This is a genomic window from Desulfosporosinus acididurans (assembly GCF_001029285.1).
Lineage (GTDB): Bacteria > Bacillota > Desulfitobacteriia > Desulfitobacteriales > Desulfitobacteriaceae > Desulfosporosinus > Desulfosporosinus acididurans.
Genome location: NZ_LDZY01000002.1, coordinates 342,304 through 359,750 on the forward strand (window position 1 = coordinate 342,304; position 17,447 = coordinate 359,750).

The window sequence follows — 17,447 nt, forward strand, 5'->3', positions numbered from 1 at the left end:
GATATTTTTGCAAAAAACATGCAAACAAAGAAATCCCATTTCCGGCTTTAAGAAATGGAGAGAAACTTCATTATTTGTGAGTCAATCTGAATCTTACCTCACGCTTGTCGTTACTTAGATAAATCGCTAAGAATCTTATTCATATTATTATTATATTGAGTATCAATTTGCTGTTGAATGCTATTTTCAGCGTTTTGGATTAATTGTTGTTTTTGAGAATCCATTTGAGATTTATAAGATTGAATTTGATTTCTCAAATCGTTTTGCTTCTGTGCAGCATAAGTCGATGTGAATTGAGAAAGAGTGTTAGTCACATCTTGCAGATATTGATTATTATAATTCTGAAGATCCTGCTCCGATTGATTAGTAGTATCATTCAAAGAGCCCGTAGCGGATTGAACGTTCGGAGAGACTAAGGCGGTAATTTTTGAAGTTACATTTTGAACCAAAGCAGTTAGAAAACTCGGGTTATCTGCAAGTGCTACACCAGCGGATACGACAACCATGAGAGCCGTCGTAATAGCAATTTTCTTTAAAGATAGCAATTCTCTTCATCTCCTTTTTATTATAATTACCTCATTAAATTACAGTAAAAAGGCTAGCTATTCAAGAAGATGTTAGTGGACATAGCACCAAGACTTACCAATATAGATTTAAAACGTGAGTTTAAAAATATATTTTTGAATTATCGGCAATTTGCTTTTGTCATTAAGAAAATATTTGAATTAAATCACATAATTTTACCCTGTTATCCCATGCTTTGTGTGATTTAAAGATTAAACATTTAAGAGCTTAAAGGCGTTGGTGATTTAACGAGTAAAATTATAGCAAAAAGATCAGGACAAACTGTGAACACTTAATGGGCGGGGTGCATAAGTTGAACTAAGAGAACGATGGCGATGGGATATAAAGCGAGGCACGGGGGAGTTGCGATGGGGGATGCTGAAATTCAGGCGCTTAAAGAGGATATTACAGAGATAAAAGGTGATGTCAAGGAAGTCAAAGATGCTGTTGCTCGCTTACATCTGCTTATGGTCGAAAACTATGTGACCAGAAAAGAGTTTGAGACCTATAAGGAGCAGGAAATAAAAAGTCGTCGGTGGTGGGCAACCTTTGTAATTGGGGCTGCGACTGTTGCAATGACAATTATCGATGCGGTTAATCATTTTTTTAGCAGACTGATGACCAAGTGAATAAAAATATGGACTCCGCGGCAAGATAGCTGCCTGTATACAATATTAAGTATTAAAATAGCTAGACAGTTATAGAGAAGGAAGTTATAATTGTAATACAGTTTTGTCGTTAGAAGTGAGCAAAGAGGCTCTAAAACGGCGTTCTTAGTGACGCCGTTTTAGAGCCTTTTTGCCATTATAGGCACATTAATTTTAATTTTTTATGCAGGGAAGTAAATTTTAGGCAGGAGGCATAAATGATGACTCTTAACTCCGGGGATATCGCATTTGTTTTTTTATCGACCATCTTAGTATTTTTAATGACTCCAGGATTGGCGTTGTTTTATGGAGGGATGGTCAGAAAACGAAATGTCCTTTCAATAATGATGCAAAGTTTTGCCGCAATAGGGCTGGTTACCGTTGTCTGGGTCGTATTTGGGTATTCCTTAGCCTTTGGTCCCGATCATGGGCATATTATTGGAGGCTTGGACTGGTTTGCTTTAAAAAATGTGGGACTTACTCCTAACCCTGATTATGCACCTTCGATCCCTCATTTATTGTTCTTTTTGTTTCAGCTAATGTTTGCCATTATTACTCCAGCGGTTGTCAGTGGCGCTACTGCAGAAAGAATGCGTTTCCCCGCTTTTCTCTTATTCATGTTCTTTTGGAGTACGTTCGTTTATATTCCTCTGGCCCATTGGGTTTGGGGAGTAGGGGGTTGGATGAGGAATCTCGGCGTCATGGACTTTGCCGGCGGAACAGTTGTAGAAATGGCATCAGGAGTATCTGGCTTGGTTGCAGCCCTAATCATTGGAAAACGGCTGAAAGTTGGGTACGAGTTTAATATTCCTCATAACATGCCTAATGTTCTCTTGGGGGGAGGTCTGTTGTGGTTCGGTTGGTTTGGTTTTAACGCCGGAGGGGCTATGGGTGCCAATGGACTGGCTGTTCTGGCTTTGGCCACAACCCAAATAGCAGGAGCAGCTGGAATGATCGGCTGGGCGCTCTTGGAATGGTTCCATCGCCGTCAAATTACTGTTTTTGGAGCAATCAGCGGTATTATTGCTGCTTTAGTTGCTATTACGCCTGCTGCAGGATTTGTATCGACTGGGAGTTCTCTGCTGATTGGATTTGTCGCGGGAGGGGTTTGCTATTTAGGTGTTAGTGTACTTAAGGATAAGTTAGGTTACGATGATGCTCTCGATGTTTTTGGTATTCATGGTATTGGAGGCACATGGGGAACCCTGGCTACTGGAATTTTTGCAGATATGCGTCTTAATCCCCAAGGCCATAATGGTTTGCTCAATGGCGGCGGAATTCATCCTGTTCTCATTCAGCTGCTTGCGATAGCTGTCACTTATGCCTTTACTGGCGTTATGACATTTGTTATTTTAAAAGTGGTTGCTTTGTTCACGCCACTAAGGGCAACCGATGATGAACAAGTCAATGGTTTAGATTTAACTCAACATCGAGAAAATGCTTATCCTGATTTTGAACTTACAGAGAATGTTTATATTTAAGTTTAAGATAATAATCCCATTTAAATTTCCTAAATAGGTTCCCCAAAAAATTAAGTGGTTTCAAAAGGTTAGAGAGCCTCTTCGCCATGTTCACCTGTCCTGATCCGGATTGCATCAGCTACGTCGTAAACAAAGATTTTACCGTCGCCGAATTTGCCGGTTTTAGAAGATTCAACGATGGAAGAGATAACCTCATCAATCCTGGCTGAACTAACGACAACTTCAAGTTTTATTTTCGGCAAGAGCTTAGAGACAATTTCTTGACCGCGATAAATTTGGGTATACCCTTTTTGATTTCCAAATCCTGAGACATTAGAGACCGTCATCCCATTGATTCCTAGATCCGAAAGAGCTGTTTTAACATCATTTAGCTTTTCGGGCCGAATTATAGCTTCGATTTTTTTCATGATTGTCACCGCCTGTTCATGGTTCTATGAGGAATATTTTAAGATACAATCCTCTTTATTATAACAGAAAGCCATTTGGGATAATATCCTCAGGTGCGAGTATCATAGATTTTAATAGAGACACTAACATAACTGATGCATCATCATATGAAAACCGGGTCTTAAACCCGGTTTTGTGGTGTCTTCTTCTTAAAGGGTGAATTTTTGCCTCGATCGGGTTTTCCTGTTTTGGTTGAATCAGCCGCTTTATTGGACATGTTAAATAGGCCTCCTTAATCCTTGTTGATTATTTTTCTGCTGCCAGAGTATCCGGGCTTTCAGGAGTCTTAACATTAATGCAAGGCGAATCCTGATGAAACAGTTACTGAGGAAAGGTAGTTTCTTTATCTCTGCCGTAATCTGTGCGCCCATCCTGGTCTGCTGAATGTCCGCAGGGGAGATCTTCACGCTTTGGAAAGGGCCGCTTTTTTGCTTTGAACTGATCTTGTTGTTCCATTCTTATCCCTCCTCGTAATGCATTTATAGTTCCCTGGTCAATCATTAATTTATACAAAGATTCGAAGAGGTAACTTCTGTATTAATATACGGAGATTATATTGACATGGTATGTAACACATGTTAGACTCAGCGTAGTGAATTGTATAAGTATGCTCTTATCCGGAGTGGTGGAGGGACTAGCCCAATGAAACCCGGCAACCCGCTTTGCTGTGACAATGTTTGTCAGCGCAAGGTATGGTGCTAATTCTTGCAGGAGTGAATTCTTCTGATAGATAAGAGGAGTGTCGATGAATAATTTGGCCTCTTCGAACTAGAAGAGGCCTTTTCGATGCCTATGTATAGTATAGGCATACGAAAGGGATTTTTCAGGTCTCCTGGCTCCAGATCACTCTATTTAGAAGGGGAATTTCTTAAAGAATACAAGGATAAAGCGGAACAAAATCTGGAGGTGGGGTCTTTTATGAGTATTGAGAAAACATACGCAGAGATTAACGCTAAGATCAAAACTGGGAAAGCCGTTGTTGTGACAGCAGAGGAACTAATAGCGTTGGTAGAGGAAAAAGGGCTTACAGAGGCAACCCGTGAGGTCGATGTTGTCACAACGGGAACCTTTGCCCCAATGTGTTCCTCAGGAGCTTTTTTGAGTTTCGGGCATACGAAGCCGCGCATGAAAATGCAGAAGGTCTGGCTCAACGGTGTATCAGCCTATGCGGGAATTGCAGCTGTTGATGCTTATCTTGGGGCAGCAGAGCTGCCTGAGGAAGATCCCTTGAATAGTAATTTTCCTGGTGAGTTCCGCTATGGCGGGGGACATGTCATACAAGATTTGGTAGCTCGTAAACCAGTTAAACTAAAAGCTATAGCTTATGGAACGAATTGTTATCCCCGCAAGAGCTTGGAAACTATGATAACGCTTGATGAGATCAATGAGGCTATTCTTTTTAACCCGCGTAATGCCTATCAGAATTATAACTGTGCGGTGAATTTAACTGATCGGACAGTTTATACTTACATGGGAATGTTGAAACCCCAAATGGGTAATGCAAACTATTCCACCTCAGGAGAACTGAGTCCTCTTCTAAAGGATCCTCATTTTAAAACGATTGGTGTAGGTACGAAGATTTTCCTCGGCGGCGGTGTGGGGTATGTGGCCTGGAACGGGACTCAGCATTTCCCGGCCATGACGAATGTCGATGGAAAAGAGCTTGGCGGCGCAGGGGGTACCCTTGCTGTTATTGGCGATCTGAAACAAATGAGTCCTAAGTGGCTGGTCGGTACCAGCTTTCTAGGTTACGGGGCAACACTTAGCGTGGGAATTGGAATACCAATTCCGCTGCTCAATGAAGAAATTACCCGCTATGCTGCTATGAAGGATGAAGATTTGTTTGCCCCCATAGTAGACTACGGAGAAGCATATCCCTCCTTTACTCCTGGAAACTTGGGGTATGTCAGTTATGCAGAACTGAAAAGCGGCAAGATAACGGTGCAGGGCAAAGAAATCCAAACCTCACCCTTGTCAAGTATGCCAAGAGCTCGGGAGGTTGCTGCGACGCTTAAAAAATGGATCCAGAAGGGAGACTTCTTATTAACTGAGCCAGTTAAGTCCCTCCCGTCACCAGCAGATGGAATTGTGGCTCATAGTATTAAGGAGGTTTAATTATATGGCACCGAAAAGAATCGTTTTGCGCTTTAGATCCGATATCTCGGTCAAGCCTATCGTCTATCGTCTCGTTAAGGACTTTGACTTAGTTGTTAATATTGTTAGAGCAGATGTTAATCCTCAAAAAGAGGGAACTATGGTGTTAGAGGTCACTGGAGATCAGAGCGAAAAAGGGCTCGCATATTTGCGTGAGTTGGGGGTTTCTGTCCAAGATCTTAAACAAGGAATTGTCCGCAATGAAGAAAAGTGTGTAATGTGCGGAGCTTGTACGGGACTTTGCCCCACAGGGGCTTTATACATCGAGCGTCCTTCTATGGAGGTTCATTTTGATGAAGACCAGTGCATCGTTTGTATGCTATGTACGAAAATTTGCCCGATGCGGGCAATGGAGGTTCATCTCTAAGTGGACTTTTCAGAACGTACCTACCGGCAGCTGCATCGCCAAGATGACCTGCAGCATTTTCAAGTGATGGTGCAAGAAACGGATCTGGATATCGGGATTCGTAAAGAACGTTTTTCTCCAGAATTGGTGAAATGGATCGAGGATACAATCTGTTCCTGCCGCAAGCCCTTGGAGACGTATATTCAAAAAGACCCAGGGTTTCAAAAGGCCTTAATTCCTTATGAAGTACCTGAGGATGCCCCCTTGATCGTTAAAACCATGTCTGAAGCCGGTCGTTTAGCGGGTGTAGGCCCAATGGCGGCTGTGGCGGGAGCAGTAGCTGAGTGGGTAGGAAAAGCGATAGCCAAACGCTCTCGGGATGTTATCGTGGAAAACGGCGGAGATATTTTCATGAAAACGACTCGCATTCGTAAAGTTGGAATCTTCGCCGGAGATTCCCCTTTGTCAAACCGGATAGCCCTTGAAATCCATCCGGAACAGACTCCCCTTGGAATATGCACGTCTTCCGGTAAAGTGGGTCCTTCGCTAAGTTTTGGCAAGGCTGATGCCGTAGTTATTCTTTCTACTTCTGCAGCTTTGGCGGATGCTGTAGCAACTGCTTGCGGAAACTTAATACAATCGGAGCGGGATTTGGAAAAAACCGTTGAATTTGCCTCTCAGATCCCAGGAATCAAGGGATGTCTGGCAATTAAGAATGACCAATTAGCTGCCTGGGGGACTATTAAACTCGTGCCAATGAACGTGTAATATTATCCATTGGTCACAGTATTATTAAAAATTGTAGTTTTTCAGGGGACTCTACCCCACCTGAAGTTAACGAAGTACCCACCCCCACTTATAGGAGGACACTGAAAAACTTTATCCCCGAGAAGGTCAGCACCATATATAGTGCTGACTTTCCATTTTCCTGCAGTATATGGTGGCCTTGAATAACCAAACAGTAGATTCTCCTAGATTTTCAGTGGCCTCACTTATAGGAGTGGGGGGCTTAAAAACTGGATAAAAGAGAAAAAAAAACCCTCCCCGTCGGGAGGTTTTAGTTTTGCGCAATTATCTTTATCTTCTTATTAATTCCTTTGTACAACCCTAATTTAGCACGAAATACGAAAGGAATCAATGCCCATTTTTTGGATCATTAATCTTGCTGATCTTAAAGAGTTACTAAAAAATAATATTTTTCGGTTTGTTACAAGTTTAAGTGCTATTTGTGCCAATTGATCTATAGGATAAATTGAAACAATTGCCCAAGACAGGGGGCTAACTATGAAAAAGACTGTGACAAATCAGATTTGTAATGGTGATTTTAAAAAAGCTTGTGAACATGGAGATTTTCCACAAGACTGGTTGCCCATTGGCGGAAATTATGCGTCGAAATGGAATTTTATGCAGGAATCTCAAGGCAGAGTTGGCGTAGAAATTATTAATTCAGCAAGCGTTAAGGCGGGAATTATCCAAACAAATGACAGTACCATAGAGGTCAGCGGAAAGAAGCATTGGCTGGTAAAAGTGGTTTTTCAATGTCGAGAACCTGCCTTGCAAGTATTTCTATATCTTTATCCAATTCTTGCTAACGGAGATGTTTTACTGCCGAGGATGTTTTGCTTTAATTCTGGGTCAAGCACTCGGGAAATTGTGCAATTTAGGAAATTAATAATCATCGAGCCGGAGATTAAAGATCTGCGTCTGGAAACAGGAATCATGGGTCCAGGCCAGTTAGCACTCTACAAATTAGTGGCCCATCCACTTACCCCTAAACGTTTCAGGAGAATGATCAACAAACCAATTAGTCCTCCGATCGAACATATTCAATCCATTGGAGAAATTTTAAAACCAATCCAGCTTGCGACTCCGATTCCGCTAAACATTCCTGTTAACATTCAAGCGAAAGTTCATGGGGATATTCGAAATTTAACATCTCAACGTGACAAAGTGCAAATCTATGGAAGTATGCAAGTGCCTTTGGCTACAACCAGTATTGGACGGGCTCAAGTTGAAATAAGTGGTCATGGATTTCAAGAAAGCATCGAAGAAGTTTCAGCTGGTCAAGTCATATGCTATTCAACCATTCGTGATGTTTCTGCCCTTTCCCGTTATTCCTTTGCCATATACAATATGGGACCTGAACTCGTCTATGTGCAGGCTCAACTAAGCCCGGACGGCTTTCATTGGCTGAATATCGGTAAACGAAAAAACGTGGAACCAGAAACCATAATTATGGTTGCCCCGGAAGGTTTTTTACGCTATGCCAGATTAAGCTTTGAGGCCCTAGGTTTAACCTCCTTGAGAGTTTGGGTTCAGGCTCAAAATTAGGTAAGGGAGGAACAGATTGTCATCCTTCAAAATATACTGAATCACAAGAGATTCATATCTGGGGGGCGTTTGCTGTGGATGGCTTAGCTTTAATATCTATATTGGCCGTGGTGGTTGAAAAATTGGTTGAGATCTTTAAGGATATCGTATATGCAATTCCGATTTTCCCGAATAAGTTCAGGCCCTTAACGTTGGAATTGTTGAGTTTAACGTTTGGGTTAATTCTTGCTTTTCAAAGCAATGTTAATGCTTTGCAATTGCTCAATGTTAATACGATCAATCCCATAACTGGAGTTGTTATAACCGGCTTGGTCATTGGCAAAGGAGCCAATTTTGCTCATGATTTTTTCCATACGGTTGGACAAAACCAAACAAGGAGACAGTAGCAGGATTTTATGGATATTCATTATGCAACGGCCCCTTGTTCTGTTTTAGCTTGGACCTTTGGCATGGAAGATACCAATTAATAGAAGATAATTATTTATAAGGAGCCCTGATATTGGGCTTCTAAACTATGTCTCAAGGTTTCTTGCTGTAGTAATGACATTAAATTAGCAGATAAGTTTACTTAATAAAGATTATATAGTGCTTATTCAAAACTAAATCGTTACGTCTAAACATGAATACTATACTAACAAGGCGATGAAATTATATGTTAGGGAGGAGAATTGTAGTCAATAGTTAGCTAAACTTGTAATTATTTTAATAAGGAGGAATTCATATGGCTCAATCACGATGCTTGAAATGTGGGGGCCAAAAATTTGAAGCTGTTTATGCCAATAATCTGGAAGGAACGACGCGAGCAGTACTCTTTATTCAGTGTGTTGAATGTGGGTCAGTTGTAGGAGCGCTTGATTTTCTTAATATTAGTGTAAAAGCTGCACGGGTAAAAAATGATCTTCAAATCACGATAGAGCGATTATTAAGTCGTTTAAATGGCTCATGAGAACAGGAAGATCTGGAAGATGATTATTATATGCAGGAGGAAATAATTATTGTGAGAATGACCGGATGAACTGATCAATTTCCACATCTAGTTAGGAGGAGATTAATGTGATGAGTACAATTGTTATAGGACTTTGCTTTTTTTTAGTAGTTGCATTAGCTATTGTTTTCATAAAATCCCGCAATGGTTATAAGGAGATAGACGAAAAATATGGTAAACCCTACGCTGCGAAAGTGATCAAAATGATTGGCGGTCATCCTGAGTTAAAACAAGGGACAATGGCTATCTCGTTTCATCCAATGGATGCTATAGCCTTTAACCGTAAAGTTTTCCACTTATCACAGATTAATTCGATAAAAATTATCTCAGAGTTACCTAAACTTCCGAACATTAAAAGAGAGGCTAATGAGAAACCTGCGTTAGACGAGAAATTTCTTTGCATTGTTACTAAAGATGGCATTGATGAACATGAAATAATATTCACTGCGTCATCCGACTTTGAACTAATTGCAAACACTCTTATGCGGAAATGGAAAAGGTACAACCTTAAAGGGTAGTTGAACGTTGATTTTGAAATTGAGGGAATGCCCTTTTTAACGGTAACGAGAAGAGCCCTCAGCACATAGAGTGTAGGGGAACGGAGAGAGGGATTTAATTGCTAAAAGCTAGAAAAGCTTGCACACCTTTTGGGCAATTCACATAAATTGGGAGTGAAAGAGATTGAGGGAAGGTGAAAAGTAAATCTAGTGCAATATCCCAAAGATCCTCTTCTAAAATTTAGAAAGGTGGCAGAAAAATGAAAAAGGACATTGACTCCTCAAGTTTAGCCGAAGTTGTGGATCGGATTTTAGAAAAAGGTATTGTAATTGACGCTTATGTGCGTGTTTCTCTCGTTGGAATCGAATTGCTCGCAGTTGATGCTCGTGTAGTAATTGCAAGTGTTAATACTTGGCTGAGATACGCAGCAGCTGTTGGATTAACAGAAATGCACCATGACTTTTAATCTAACGATTTAGAAATCCTTTATGGGAGGGGGAAATGCTCCCTCCCATTCATTTAGCTGCAAAGGGGAAGTAAGAATGAGTATGAATCTTGTTGAATTAGGGAATGTGTTGTGTGAGGAATTTGACCAAAGGAAGCATGAATTAGAAACGATACAAACTGAAATTTGGACAAAAGTAAAAAACGATAAAGATGAACTTGCTGAACAGAGAAAGGTTGATCAAAGAAATCAGCTGGTGGCCATCAAGCAGGTTTTGGAAAGTGCCCAAGAATTGCTTGAAAATTTAGAAGTTGAACATTCCGACATGAAGAAGGTACTGGTGTCAAATTTTAAATCGCAAGTAGAAGAAAGAATGGTATGGGCAGGAGAACGTGAAGAAGAACTCAAAGGTTGGTATAAAGCAGGGGAGTATCTTTTTGGTAAGAAGATAGTTGAAGAAAAAATAGAACGCAAATTTGGAGAGTATGCGACTAAAAAACGTATAGGGAGGTAAGGTAATGCCGGATGCATTTATAGAGACCGCATATTTTAAAGATCTAATGAACCGTGCAGTACTCTATCTCCAGGCAGGATATGCTGTTCATTTTTGTGGACCGGCCGGTACAGGAAAAACTGCATTAGCCATGCATATTGCAGAGTTATTAGGTCGTCCGGTAGTGACTCTCCAGGGTAATGATGAGTATAAACCCTCAGATTTAGTGGGCGGAAACTCGGGGATGCGTAGAAGGAAAGTACTCGATAATTATGTTCATTCTGTTTGGAAAGCCGAGGAAGCGATGGATAGTGTCTGGTACGATGGCAGAATCACTCATGCCTGTAGGAATGGGTATACTTTAGTCTATGATGACTTTACTCGTTCTAAGCCAGAGACGAATAATGTCCTGCTTGCCGTGTTGCAGGAAAGGACACTTGATTTGTCTACCTTGCAAAAAGGAGAAACAAAATTGAGTGTTCATCCTGACTTCTCGGTAATCTTTACCAGTAATCCGTCAGAATACGCAGGAGTGCATATACTGCAAGACGCTTTGAAAGATCGTGTTATAACTATTCCAATAAGAGGATTAGACCGAGAATCGGAAGTGGCTATAGTTTCAGGGCGTTCAGGATTACCCTGGCGTGAAGCAGCAAGGATTGTCGACATCATCCGTGGAATTCGGAGAAATTCAGTCAAGAAACCCAGCATACGGGCTTCTATTATGGTTGCAACAATCCTGGCGACCAGGGGTTTTAAACCTCTGAGCGAAAACCCTGTATTTCTTCAGGTGTTAATGGATGTTATTGGTTCGGAGATTTTCTATGAGAGTGATGATGTTAGCAATAATCAATTGCTGGAACGCATTAGAACTGAATTAGAAAAGTATATTTCAGAAGATAGGAAGTGAGAATAATGCATCAATCACCGCCTATTAGACCGAAACTAATTCGGCCACTAGTTCATGACCATAAACCAAGCTACTTTCAGATGCATGTTTACGATCAGGAACTGCACCGACTCACAGCTGAGCGAGGGCAAATAGCTAAGAGGGTTAATATAATTGAGGAAAGGGTTCAGGTTGTTCAAAAAGAGCTGCAAAAGCTTGAGAAGATCTTGAAGAGAAATAGAATTTAAGTTTCATGCAGCTAAACTAATCTGTCATGATTTCTGCCCCCAGCTAATATATATGAGTTAGGCAAGGTTGGGAGGGGGTCAGAGTATGGCATTGATCAAAAGCGTAGAGTCGACTAATTTAACGGAGGTCATTGACCGAATTCTTGACAAGGGGATTGTTATTGATGCCTTTGTTAGAATTTCTTTAGTAGGAATTGAACTTATCACCATTGAAGCGCGCATTGTCATCGCTTCAGTGGATACCTACCTGAAATACGCTTCCGCCATTGGGCTAACCCTAGCTGACTCTTCCATAATGGAATATTGAAGGAGGAGCTAAAGCATGGATATCCACAAATTAGTTAGCGATGTCAAAGATTTCTTTCAAGATGTTTTAGAAAAAGAAGCTCATGTCATTGGCGTAAAGCGTTATGAGGATACTTGGTTAGTTCAAGTTGAAACAATCGAGGATTCCGAGTACCAGCGGCGACGGGCTCTGGACGATGTTGTTGGGATTTATGAGGTCGAAGTAAGTATTAACTTAGAGATCTTAGGATACAAGAGGATTAGTTTGAGAGAAAGAGATCAACTCACTAATATGAATTCTGAAGATTATTAAGTCGTGTCGTGACATGACTTTCTTTTTTAGAATTCAGTGTTTAGAAATTGAGTGCCGCGAGAAGTGAATGTTTTTGAGCCTGGTGCAGATGAGGTTTAAGGAGTGGAGAATTTGTATTATGCCTACGGAATTATTCGAGTGAATTCTGAAAACGCCGAATTAATAACATCTGCCTTTAAGCAAGAGAAAATTTGCCTTGTCACTGAGGGAGAACTAGGGCTCTTGTGCGCTGAGATTAATGATGAGTCAATAACCATGGTAACAAGGGAAAGTATGAGTCGTTATACAGAAGTATTATGTCAGGTGATAAAGTTTATGACGGTAATTCCCTTACGATTTGGAACATTATTTAATAAAGAAGAAGAAATTCAAGAAATCCTTCGCAAGGAGAAAAAGAGTTTTCAGAAACTGTTGGCATATTTGGAAAATAAAATAGAAGTAGAGCTCAAGGTATGGTGGAAAAAGGAGAGCTTCCAAGAGACAATGCTGAAAAACAAGCGTTTGGCTCGCTGGAAAAAAGAATTGGAACGGGGAAAGGGTCAGGGCTATGATGTTGTGGAATTTGGAAAGGCAATTATGGAAACTGCAGATTATGAGCGTAAGGAATTAGAAAAATCATTTCTTGCAGCGCTGCGACCATTGGCAGCTGAGTTAGTAATCAAAGATCCTATGGATGAATTCCAGGCTTTTGATGGCGTATATTTAGTGGAGCGTTCCAAAGAAGATGCATTTGACCAAGCTGTAGGTAAGCTTTACGCAATTTATTCGGAAACTATGATTTTTAAATATACTGGTCCGTGGGCTCCGCATCATTTCGTGAATGTCAAATAACGGAACTTTGAATTTCAGCGATAGAAGGTGAATGAAATGTTTCGGTTTCCGATATGGGCGATAAAACAGGTGATTGAACATGCAGAAGCAGAGTATTACAGTCCCGAAGCAATCCGACGAGATCTTAGTCAACATCAGTATATGTTGGAAAATCATGAAATCACCTTAGAAGAATATCGGGAATACGAAAAGCGACTCTTTGAACGTTTAATGGAAGGGAGAGAAAGAGGGATTGAAGAATGAAATGGTCCCTTGAAGAGTGGGAAAATAGTATCGAAAAACTTGTAAATCAGTGCTCAGAAAAGGTGCTCGAAGAACTAGAAAAAGTCATTATGGCGAAGTTAAGAGAAAGCGGTGAAGCAGTGATAGCTCAGGGCTTTTTAAAAGCGAAGCCCTTGTCATCAGTCGTCAATAGCGTCCAGCATCAATTGCCTCAAGACAACAAGGATGAGTTATTGTACGCTATTGGCATTACAAAGACTCTTGAAAAACCGATTTCGTTGTTTGGCATGGAGGACAGGCCATGCCATCTTATTGAAAGCGGCAGTCTAAGTATGCTTGTTTGCCCGGTATCCCGAGAAGAATACAGTGAAGAATCAATTCACAACCATATGGAGGATATGGTTTGGGTTGAAAGCCAGGCGCGTCGTCATGAGGAAATTATATTGAAAACAATGGAAGATAGGACGGTCATTCCTCTTCCCTTCTGTACGATTTATAGGAATGCCGATAACGTCAAGCAACAACTTACAGTAAATGCTGAGAAAATAGAAAATGATCTCACTCGTCTGGAGAATCATTATGAAATGCAAGTTAAGGTTTCAGTTAATAGTCAACAGTTGTTGGCAAAACTTCATAATGACCTTCCCTATTCAGGTAACCAAAATGGCGGGGGGTATTTTCAAAAACTGCAATGGGAGAAAAAGCTTAAGGCAGAAATGGAACAAATGATGAATGATTATGGAGAATCGTTTTATAAAGACCTAAACAGCATTTCGACAGAAAGCCTCCTCCTGGAAAAGTCGGAGGTAGTAGTTCAAGATGATTATTGCCTTGTATTTGCTGCGCATTATTTGCTTCCTAATGACCATCTTCAAGAATGGGATACAAAACTTAACGCATTTGATGAATTGACCGATTCTTTAGGTTTTATGGTTGAGGTATCCGGTCCCTGGCCCGCCTATCATTTTTCAAGGCTAAACAATGAGGAGGAAATAGCAGGTGGGTGATATTGCCAATACAAAAGAAGTTACTCTGCTCGAAGTCGTTGAAAAATTGCTGGATAAAGGGGTTGTAATTTCGGGTGATTTAATTCTAAGCTGTGGGAATGTTGATTTGGTTTATTTAAATTTGAAGCTCGTTCTTACTTCCGTTCAAACTATGCTTGAAGGTAGTCATCAGAAGAAAGATGTGTCGGTATGAAGAAACTTTATCTTTTGGCGTTCACTCGCCATGGCGCAGATTTGCCATGTGAAGCACCATTGTGGGTAAAATGTACAACTGTAGGAGAGTATAGTGTCCTTTGGTGTAATTCCCCTAAGGAGACGTTTAGTTCTAAACGAGAGTTTCTGTATGCGATGTTACAATGGTATGCAAGAATCAATGAGTTGAATCTGACCATATTGCCAATTCAGGCGGGTGTTATAACTTTCAGTGAGATCAATTTAGTCGAACTGTTGAACAAATATACCAAAGAACTTGAAGATTGTTTCGCCAAAGTCGATGGCTGCTCTGAGTATTGCTTAATTTTAGCACATAAGGAACGAGACTCAGCACATTTTCCTAATCTTCGAGACAAGGAAAATGTGCAAAGTGGAAAGGAGTACCTTAATCGGTTGAGAGTCAGGCATGAGTTTTTGGCTAGAAAAGTAGCACAGACTCGAGAACTAGTTGAGGATTTGTGTTCATCGTTAACTCCTTTGATCAAAGATTCATGGTTTGAGCTTCCTAAAACTATTGAATCAGGAGTTTATCCGAGCTTCTTAGTGTCTAATTCCCTTAGAGGAGAGTTTATTCATAAATTAGAATCACTTGCTGTTAATTGTGATTGGACTATCGATTATACAGGTCCTTGGCCCCCTTTTCATTTTAGCTCACTGTCCTTAAAATCCGAAAAACACCTGCTGCGAGAATCATCCCAGTGGGTAAACAGGGAGGTGTTTCCATGATTGAAAATGATGAATCCGGTGATAAGATAGCCGAAAGTTTAAGCAGTTTCGAAGAAAGCAGCAATATTGGGCGTGTTAATGCTAATAAAGGTAATCCAGATCAAGGATTGGCAAAATTGGTACTTACAGTTGTGGAATTGTTGAGAAGAGTTATGGAACATGAAGCTTTGCGGCGTATTGAAGGCGGAACTTTGACCGATGAGGAAATCGAAGAAATGGGTCAAACTTTTCTGAAATTGGATGGCAAAATGATTGAAATGCGTGAGATATTTGACTTAAAGGAAAGTGATCTTAATCTAGATCTGGGTCCTCTGGGTAATTTAATGTAGAGGAAAGAAGGGGAAGCGGTTTGGCAATTCAACACTCCAATAACAGCAGTAGCTTGGGCGATCTCTTAGAACGAATTTTGGATAAGGGGATTGTCATTGCTGGAGATATTAAAATATCTTTAGCAGATGTTGAACTGTTGAACATAAAAATTCGTTTGCTTGTAGCCTCAGTCGATAAAGCCAAAGAAATGGGCATTGATTGGTGGGCACATGATCCTTATCTTTCATCGAGGGCTAGAGCGCAAGAACCCGCAGCTTTGGAAGCTGTTGCGCCTGCGCAAATTGCTTTACAAAATGAGGAGAGCGTGGGAAATCCTGCAGAGGTATTAGAGAATGATGCAACTATTAAGCGGCCAAGATATCGTACTTAACGTTTAAGATGGAGCTGTACCCAATCAATAAAGGCGTTCTCATTTCACTATATACTAGTGAAGTGAGAACGCCTTTGGGTATTTGCCATCCACTTCGGTATTTTAGGAGTAAGTTTTCAGGACAGCTATTTATGTTTTCTATTAAGTAAAAAATAATTATATTTATGCACCATGTCCAAAACTAAGCATATTATACAGTAGGACAAGGACAAGGACAAGGACAAGGACAAGGACAAGGACAAGTTTCATCCTAAGGTATAATTAGAGAGGGGGTAAACCTTATGAAAAAGGATGTCGATTCCTCAAGCCTGGCAGAAGTTGTTGACCGCATTTTGGAAAAAGGGATAGTAATTGATGGATATGTTAGAGTTTCCTTAGTTGGCATTGAACTCCTAACAGTTGATCTCCGTATCGTTATAGCAAGCGTCAATAGCTTTTTGAAATATGCTTGTGCAGTAGGACTAACTACTGAACATTATGGTGACCTGTTCTAATTAGAACTAGAGGAAACCTTGTTAGCCCAATGCGAACTTCCCCACTTAGTGAAGTGGTGTGAAGTTCGTTTTTTTGGTTTGAGGATATCATCTTGTTAGAGGAGGGTTTGATAAGCGTCGAAGGTCATTTCGGCAACTTTGGACCAGGTGTAATGCAGGCGCAGGTGATGCATTAAGGGTAAAGGTGATGCCTGAAAGGATTGCTCGAGGGCAAGGCGTAAACCTTCATTATCAAATGGATGCACATATAAGGCCATATCCTGGAAGTACTCTTTAGGGCTTCCTTGATCTGTGGAAATAACGACGGTCCCGCATGCTCCAGCTTCAATGCTGGACAAACCCGGCGTCTCGAACCAACTCGGCAGGACATGTGCTTTGGCAGCAGAATAAGCTGAGGCCAGAAGTTCTCCCTGTAGCGTTCCGAGATGATAAATATTGGGAAAAAGCATTACGCTTTCGAAATAAGCTTGGTCATTTATAGGACCTAATAAGACAACCGGAAGACTAAGTTCTTGTGCAACTTTCGCTAACCAGTGCTGGTTTTTGCGTGGCGAAATTCTTGCCGCACAGAGCACAAACTCTTGGGGTAAATGGGGAAATTGTTGGCGAAAAGCATCTGGATCAACACCTATAAAAGTATCGGGGAATCCGTTGGGGATAACTTTATAGTTTGCTGCTTTAGGGAAATCTTGAAGGAGAGCATCCATCTCCATCTGGCTATTCGGGAGTAAGAGTTGGCATTCCCTAACTAATCGATCACGCATGGGCTGCATATGTTTCCAAATCGCTAAGGCATTGGGATGGATGCCCTCTCTTTTCAGAAAGGCAATAGGCGGCCAATAAATTGGTGATATAAGGATTTGCTTGTGTTGTTTTTGAGCGTTGCAAAAAAACATGTAACTTTCCTTAATTCGTGTAATATTGAATATGTGTATTAAATCATAAAGGGTTAAATCAAGGTTGGGGTCTGCGGAAAAATTCACTTCAACTCCAAGTTTTATCAGATTTTGGCCTGTGGAGATCAACTGAACTGTATCTCCGGCAGGGTTTTTCATGAGATCTGGGCGTGCTTGAAAAAGTACTTTCATCGAAAGCCTCCTATTCATATTAGCTCAATCACCGAAATCT

General features: G+C 40.8%; 27 protein-coding genes and 1 riboswitch. Of the genes, 23 read left to right on the plus strand and 4 right to left on the minus strand.

The window, feature by feature from the left end:
• Positions 1-110 precede the first annotated feature (110 nt).
• A complete protein-coding gene (locus tag DEAC_RS03760; protein ID WP_047808687.1) occupies positions 111-545 on the minus strand; it encodes a hypothetical protein in 435 nt (144 codons plus the stop codon).
• Between the two features lie 348 nt (positions 546-893).
• On the opposite strand from DEAC_RS03760, the gene DEAC_RS03765 reads away from it, so the two are divergent.
• Both DEAC_RS03765 and DEAC_RS03770 read left to right on the plus strand, forming a co-directional pair.
• Entirely contained in the window at positions 894-1,193 is a 300-nt protein-coding gene (locus DEAC_RS03765; protein ID WP_161796413.1) for a hypothetical protein, read from the plus strand.
• Between the two features lie 239 nt (positions 1,194-1,432).
• A complete protein-coding gene (locus DEAC_RS03770; protein WP_047808688.1) occupies positions 1,433-2,692 on the plus strand; it encodes an ammonium transporter in 1,260 nt (419 codons plus the stop codon).
• A 68-nt stretch (positions 2,693-2,760) separates the two neighbouring features.
• Here the strand turns inward: DEAC_RS03770 and DEAC_RS03775 are convergent, their stop codons facing one another.
• Together DEAC_RS03775 and DEAC_RS24495 are read right to left on the minus strand one after the other, a co-directional pair.
• Positions 2,761-3,099 (minus strand): P-II family nitrogen regulator, encoded by a 339-nt coding sequence (locus tag DEAC_RS03775; protein ID WP_047808689.1) that lies wholly within the window; start codon positions 3,097-3,099, stop codon positions 2,761-2,763.
• A gap of 361 nt (positions 3,100-3,460) precedes the next feature.
• Positions 3,461-3,595 (minus strand): hypothetical protein, encoded by a 135-nt coding sequence (locus tag DEAC_RS24495; protein ID WP_282433304.1) that lies wholly within the window; start codon positions 3,593-3,595, stop codon positions 3,461-3,463.
• Between the two features lie 154 nt (positions 3,596-3,749).
• Positions 3,750-3,876: riboswitch (SAM riboswitch) on the plus strand.
• Positions 3,877-4,057: 181 nt separating this feature from the next.
• Between DEAC_RS24495 and DEAC_RS03780 the strand changes: the two genes are divergently transcribed.
• The 21 genes from DEAC_RS03780 (at position 4,058) to gvpA (ending at position 16,319) form a co-directional block, all read left to right on the plus strand.
• Positions 4,058-5,254 (plus strand): homocysteine biosynthesis protein, encoded by a 1,197-nt coding sequence (locus tag DEAC_RS03780; RefSeq protein ID WP_047808756.1) that lies wholly within the window; start codon positions 4,058-4,060, stop codon positions 5,252-5,254.
• A 4-nt stretch (positions 5,255-5,258) separates the two neighbouring features.
• Positions 5,259-5,660 (plus strand): NIL domain-containing protein, encoded by a 402-nt coding sequence (locus tag DEAC_RS03785; RefSeq protein ID WP_047808690.1) that lies wholly within the window; start codon positions 5,259-5,261, stop codon positions 5,658-5,660.
• Positions 5,661-6,407, plus strand: a complete 747-nt coding sequence (locus DEAC_RS03790) for a UPF0280 family protein (protein WP_047808691.1) — start codon at positions 5,661-5,663, stop codon at positions 6,405-6,407.
• A 516-nt stretch (positions 6,408-6,923) separates the two neighbouring features.
• Positions 6,924-7,970 (plus strand): DUF6385 domain-containing protein, encoded by a 1,047-nt coding sequence (locus DEAC_RS03795; RefSeq protein ID WP_047808692.1) that lies wholly within the window; start codon positions 6,924-6,926, stop codon positions 7,968-7,970.
• A gap of 74 nt (positions 7,971-8,044) precedes the next feature.
• On the plus strand, positions 8,045-8,356 hold the full coding sequence (locus DEAC_RS03800; protein WP_047808757.1) for a hypothetical protein: 312 nt from the start codon (positions 8,045-8,047) through the stop codon (positions 8,354-8,356).
• A 335-nt stretch (positions 8,357-8,691) separates the two neighbouring features.
• Positions 8,692-8,916, plus strand: coding sequence for a hypothetical protein (locus DEAC_RS03805; protein WP_047808693.1), 225 nt, complete (start codon positions 8,692-8,694; stop codon positions 8,914-8,916).
• A gap of 110 nt (positions 8,917-9,026) precedes the next feature.
• Complete coding sequence (locus tag DEAC_RS03810) at positions 9,027-9,473, plus strand: hypothetical protein (RefSeq protein WP_207642575.1); 447 nt, start codon at positions 9,027-9,029, stop codon at positions 9,471-9,473.
• A 239-nt stretch (positions 9,474-9,712) separates the two neighbouring features.
• Positions 9,713-9,919 carry a gas vesicle protein GvpJ gene (gene gvpJ, locus DEAC_RS03815; protein ID WP_047808695.1) on the plus strand — a complete coding sequence of 69 codons (207 nt, stop codon included), beginning with the start codon at positions 9,713-9,715 and terminating at the stop codon, positions 9,917-9,919.
• Positions 9,920-9,995: 76 nt separating this feature from the next.
• Complete coding sequence (locus tag DEAC_RS03820; RefSeq protein ID WP_047808696.1) at positions 9,996-10,412, plus strand: hypothetical protein; 417 nt, start codon at positions 9,996-9,998, stop codon at positions 10,410-10,412.
• A gap of 4 nt (positions 10,413-10,416) precedes the next feature.
• A complete protein-coding gene (gvpN, locus tag DEAC_RS03825) occupies positions 10,417-11,301 on the plus strand; it encodes a gas vesicle protein GvpN (protein WP_047808697.1) in 885 nt (294 codons plus the stop codon).
• A 5-nt stretch (positions 11,302-11,306) separates the two neighbouring features.
• A complete protein-coding gene (locus DEAC_RS03830) occupies positions 11,307-11,528 on the plus strand; it encodes a hypothetical protein (protein WP_047808698.1) in 222 nt (73 codons plus the stop codon).
• 85 nt (positions 11,529-11,613) lie between these two features.
• Entirely contained in the window at positions 11,614-11,835 is a 222-nt protein-coding gene (gvpJ, locus tag DEAC_RS03835) for a gas vesicle protein GvpJ (RefSeq protein ID WP_047808699.1), read from the plus strand.
• 15 nt (positions 11,836-11,850) lie between these two features.
• Positions 11,851-12,126, plus strand: coding sequence for a gas vesicle protein GvpO (gene gvpO / locus DEAC_RS03840; RefSeq protein ID WP_047808700.1), 276 nt, complete (start codon positions 11,851-11,853; stop codon positions 12,124-12,126).
• Positions 12,127-12,228: 102 nt separating this feature from the next.
• Positions 12,229-12,957, plus strand: coding sequence for a GvpL/GvpF family gas vesicle protein (locus tag DEAC_RS03845; RefSeq protein WP_083995870.1), 729 nt, complete (start codon positions 12,229-12,231; stop codon positions 12,955-12,957).
• A gap of 36 nt (positions 12,958-12,993) precedes the next feature.
• A complete protein-coding gene (locus tag DEAC_RS03850; RefSeq protein ID WP_047808702.1) occupies positions 12,994-13,200 on the plus strand; it encodes a gas vesicle protein GvpG in 207 nt (68 codons plus the stop codon).
• A complete protein-coding gene (locus tag DEAC_RS03855; protein ID WP_047808703.1) occupies positions 13,197-14,186 on the plus strand; it encodes a GvpL/GvpF family gas vesicle protein in 990 nt (329 codons plus the stop codon). Before DEAC_RS03850 ends, DEAC_RS03855 begins: the two co-directional genes overlap by 4 nt.
• Complete coding sequence (locus DEAC_RS03860; RefSeq protein ID WP_047808704.1) at positions 14,179-14,379, plus strand: gas vesicle protein; 201 nt, start codon at positions 14,179-14,181, stop codon at positions 14,377-14,379. The genes DEAC_RS03855 and DEAC_RS03860 overlap by 8 nt, the downstream gene beginning before the upstream one ends.
• Complete coding sequence (locus tag DEAC_RS03865) at positions 14,376-15,125, plus strand: GvpL/GvpF family gas vesicle protein (protein ID WP_047808705.1); 750 nt, start codon at positions 14,376-14,378, stop codon at positions 15,123-15,125. Before DEAC_RS03860 ends, DEAC_RS03865 begins: the two co-directional genes overlap by 4 nt.
• Positions 15,122-15,454: a gas vesicle protein K gene (locus tag DEAC_RS03870; protein ID WP_047808706.1), complete on the plus strand. Its 333-nt coding sequence runs from the start codon at positions 15,122-15,124 to the stop codon at positions 15,452-15,454. Before DEAC_RS03865 ends, DEAC_RS03870 begins: the two co-directional genes overlap by 4 nt.
• Positions 15,455-15,474: 20 nt before the next feature.
• Complete coding sequence (locus DEAC_RS03875; protein WP_047808707.1) at positions 15,475-15,825, plus strand: gas vesicle protein; 351 nt, start codon at positions 15,475-15,477, stop codon at positions 15,823-15,825.
• Between the two features lie 281 nt (positions 15,826-16,106).
• The gene (gene gvpA / locus DEAC_RS03880; protein ID WP_047808708.1) at positions 16,107-16,319 is read left to right on the plus strand and encodes a gas vesicle structural protein GvpA; all 213 of its coding nucleotides are present in this window, start codon (positions 16,107-16,109) and stop codon (positions 16,317-16,319) included.
• 95 nt (positions 16,320-16,414) lie between these two features.
• Here the strand turns inward: gvpA and DEAC_RS03885 are convergent, their stop codons facing one another.
• On the minus strand, positions 16,415-17,407 hold the full coding sequence (locus DEAC_RS03885) for a glycosyltransferase family 4 protein (protein ID WP_047808709.1): 993 nt from the start codon (positions 17,405-17,407) through the stop codon (positions 16,415-16,417).
• Between the last annotated feature and the right edge of the window lie 40 nt (positions 17,408-17,447).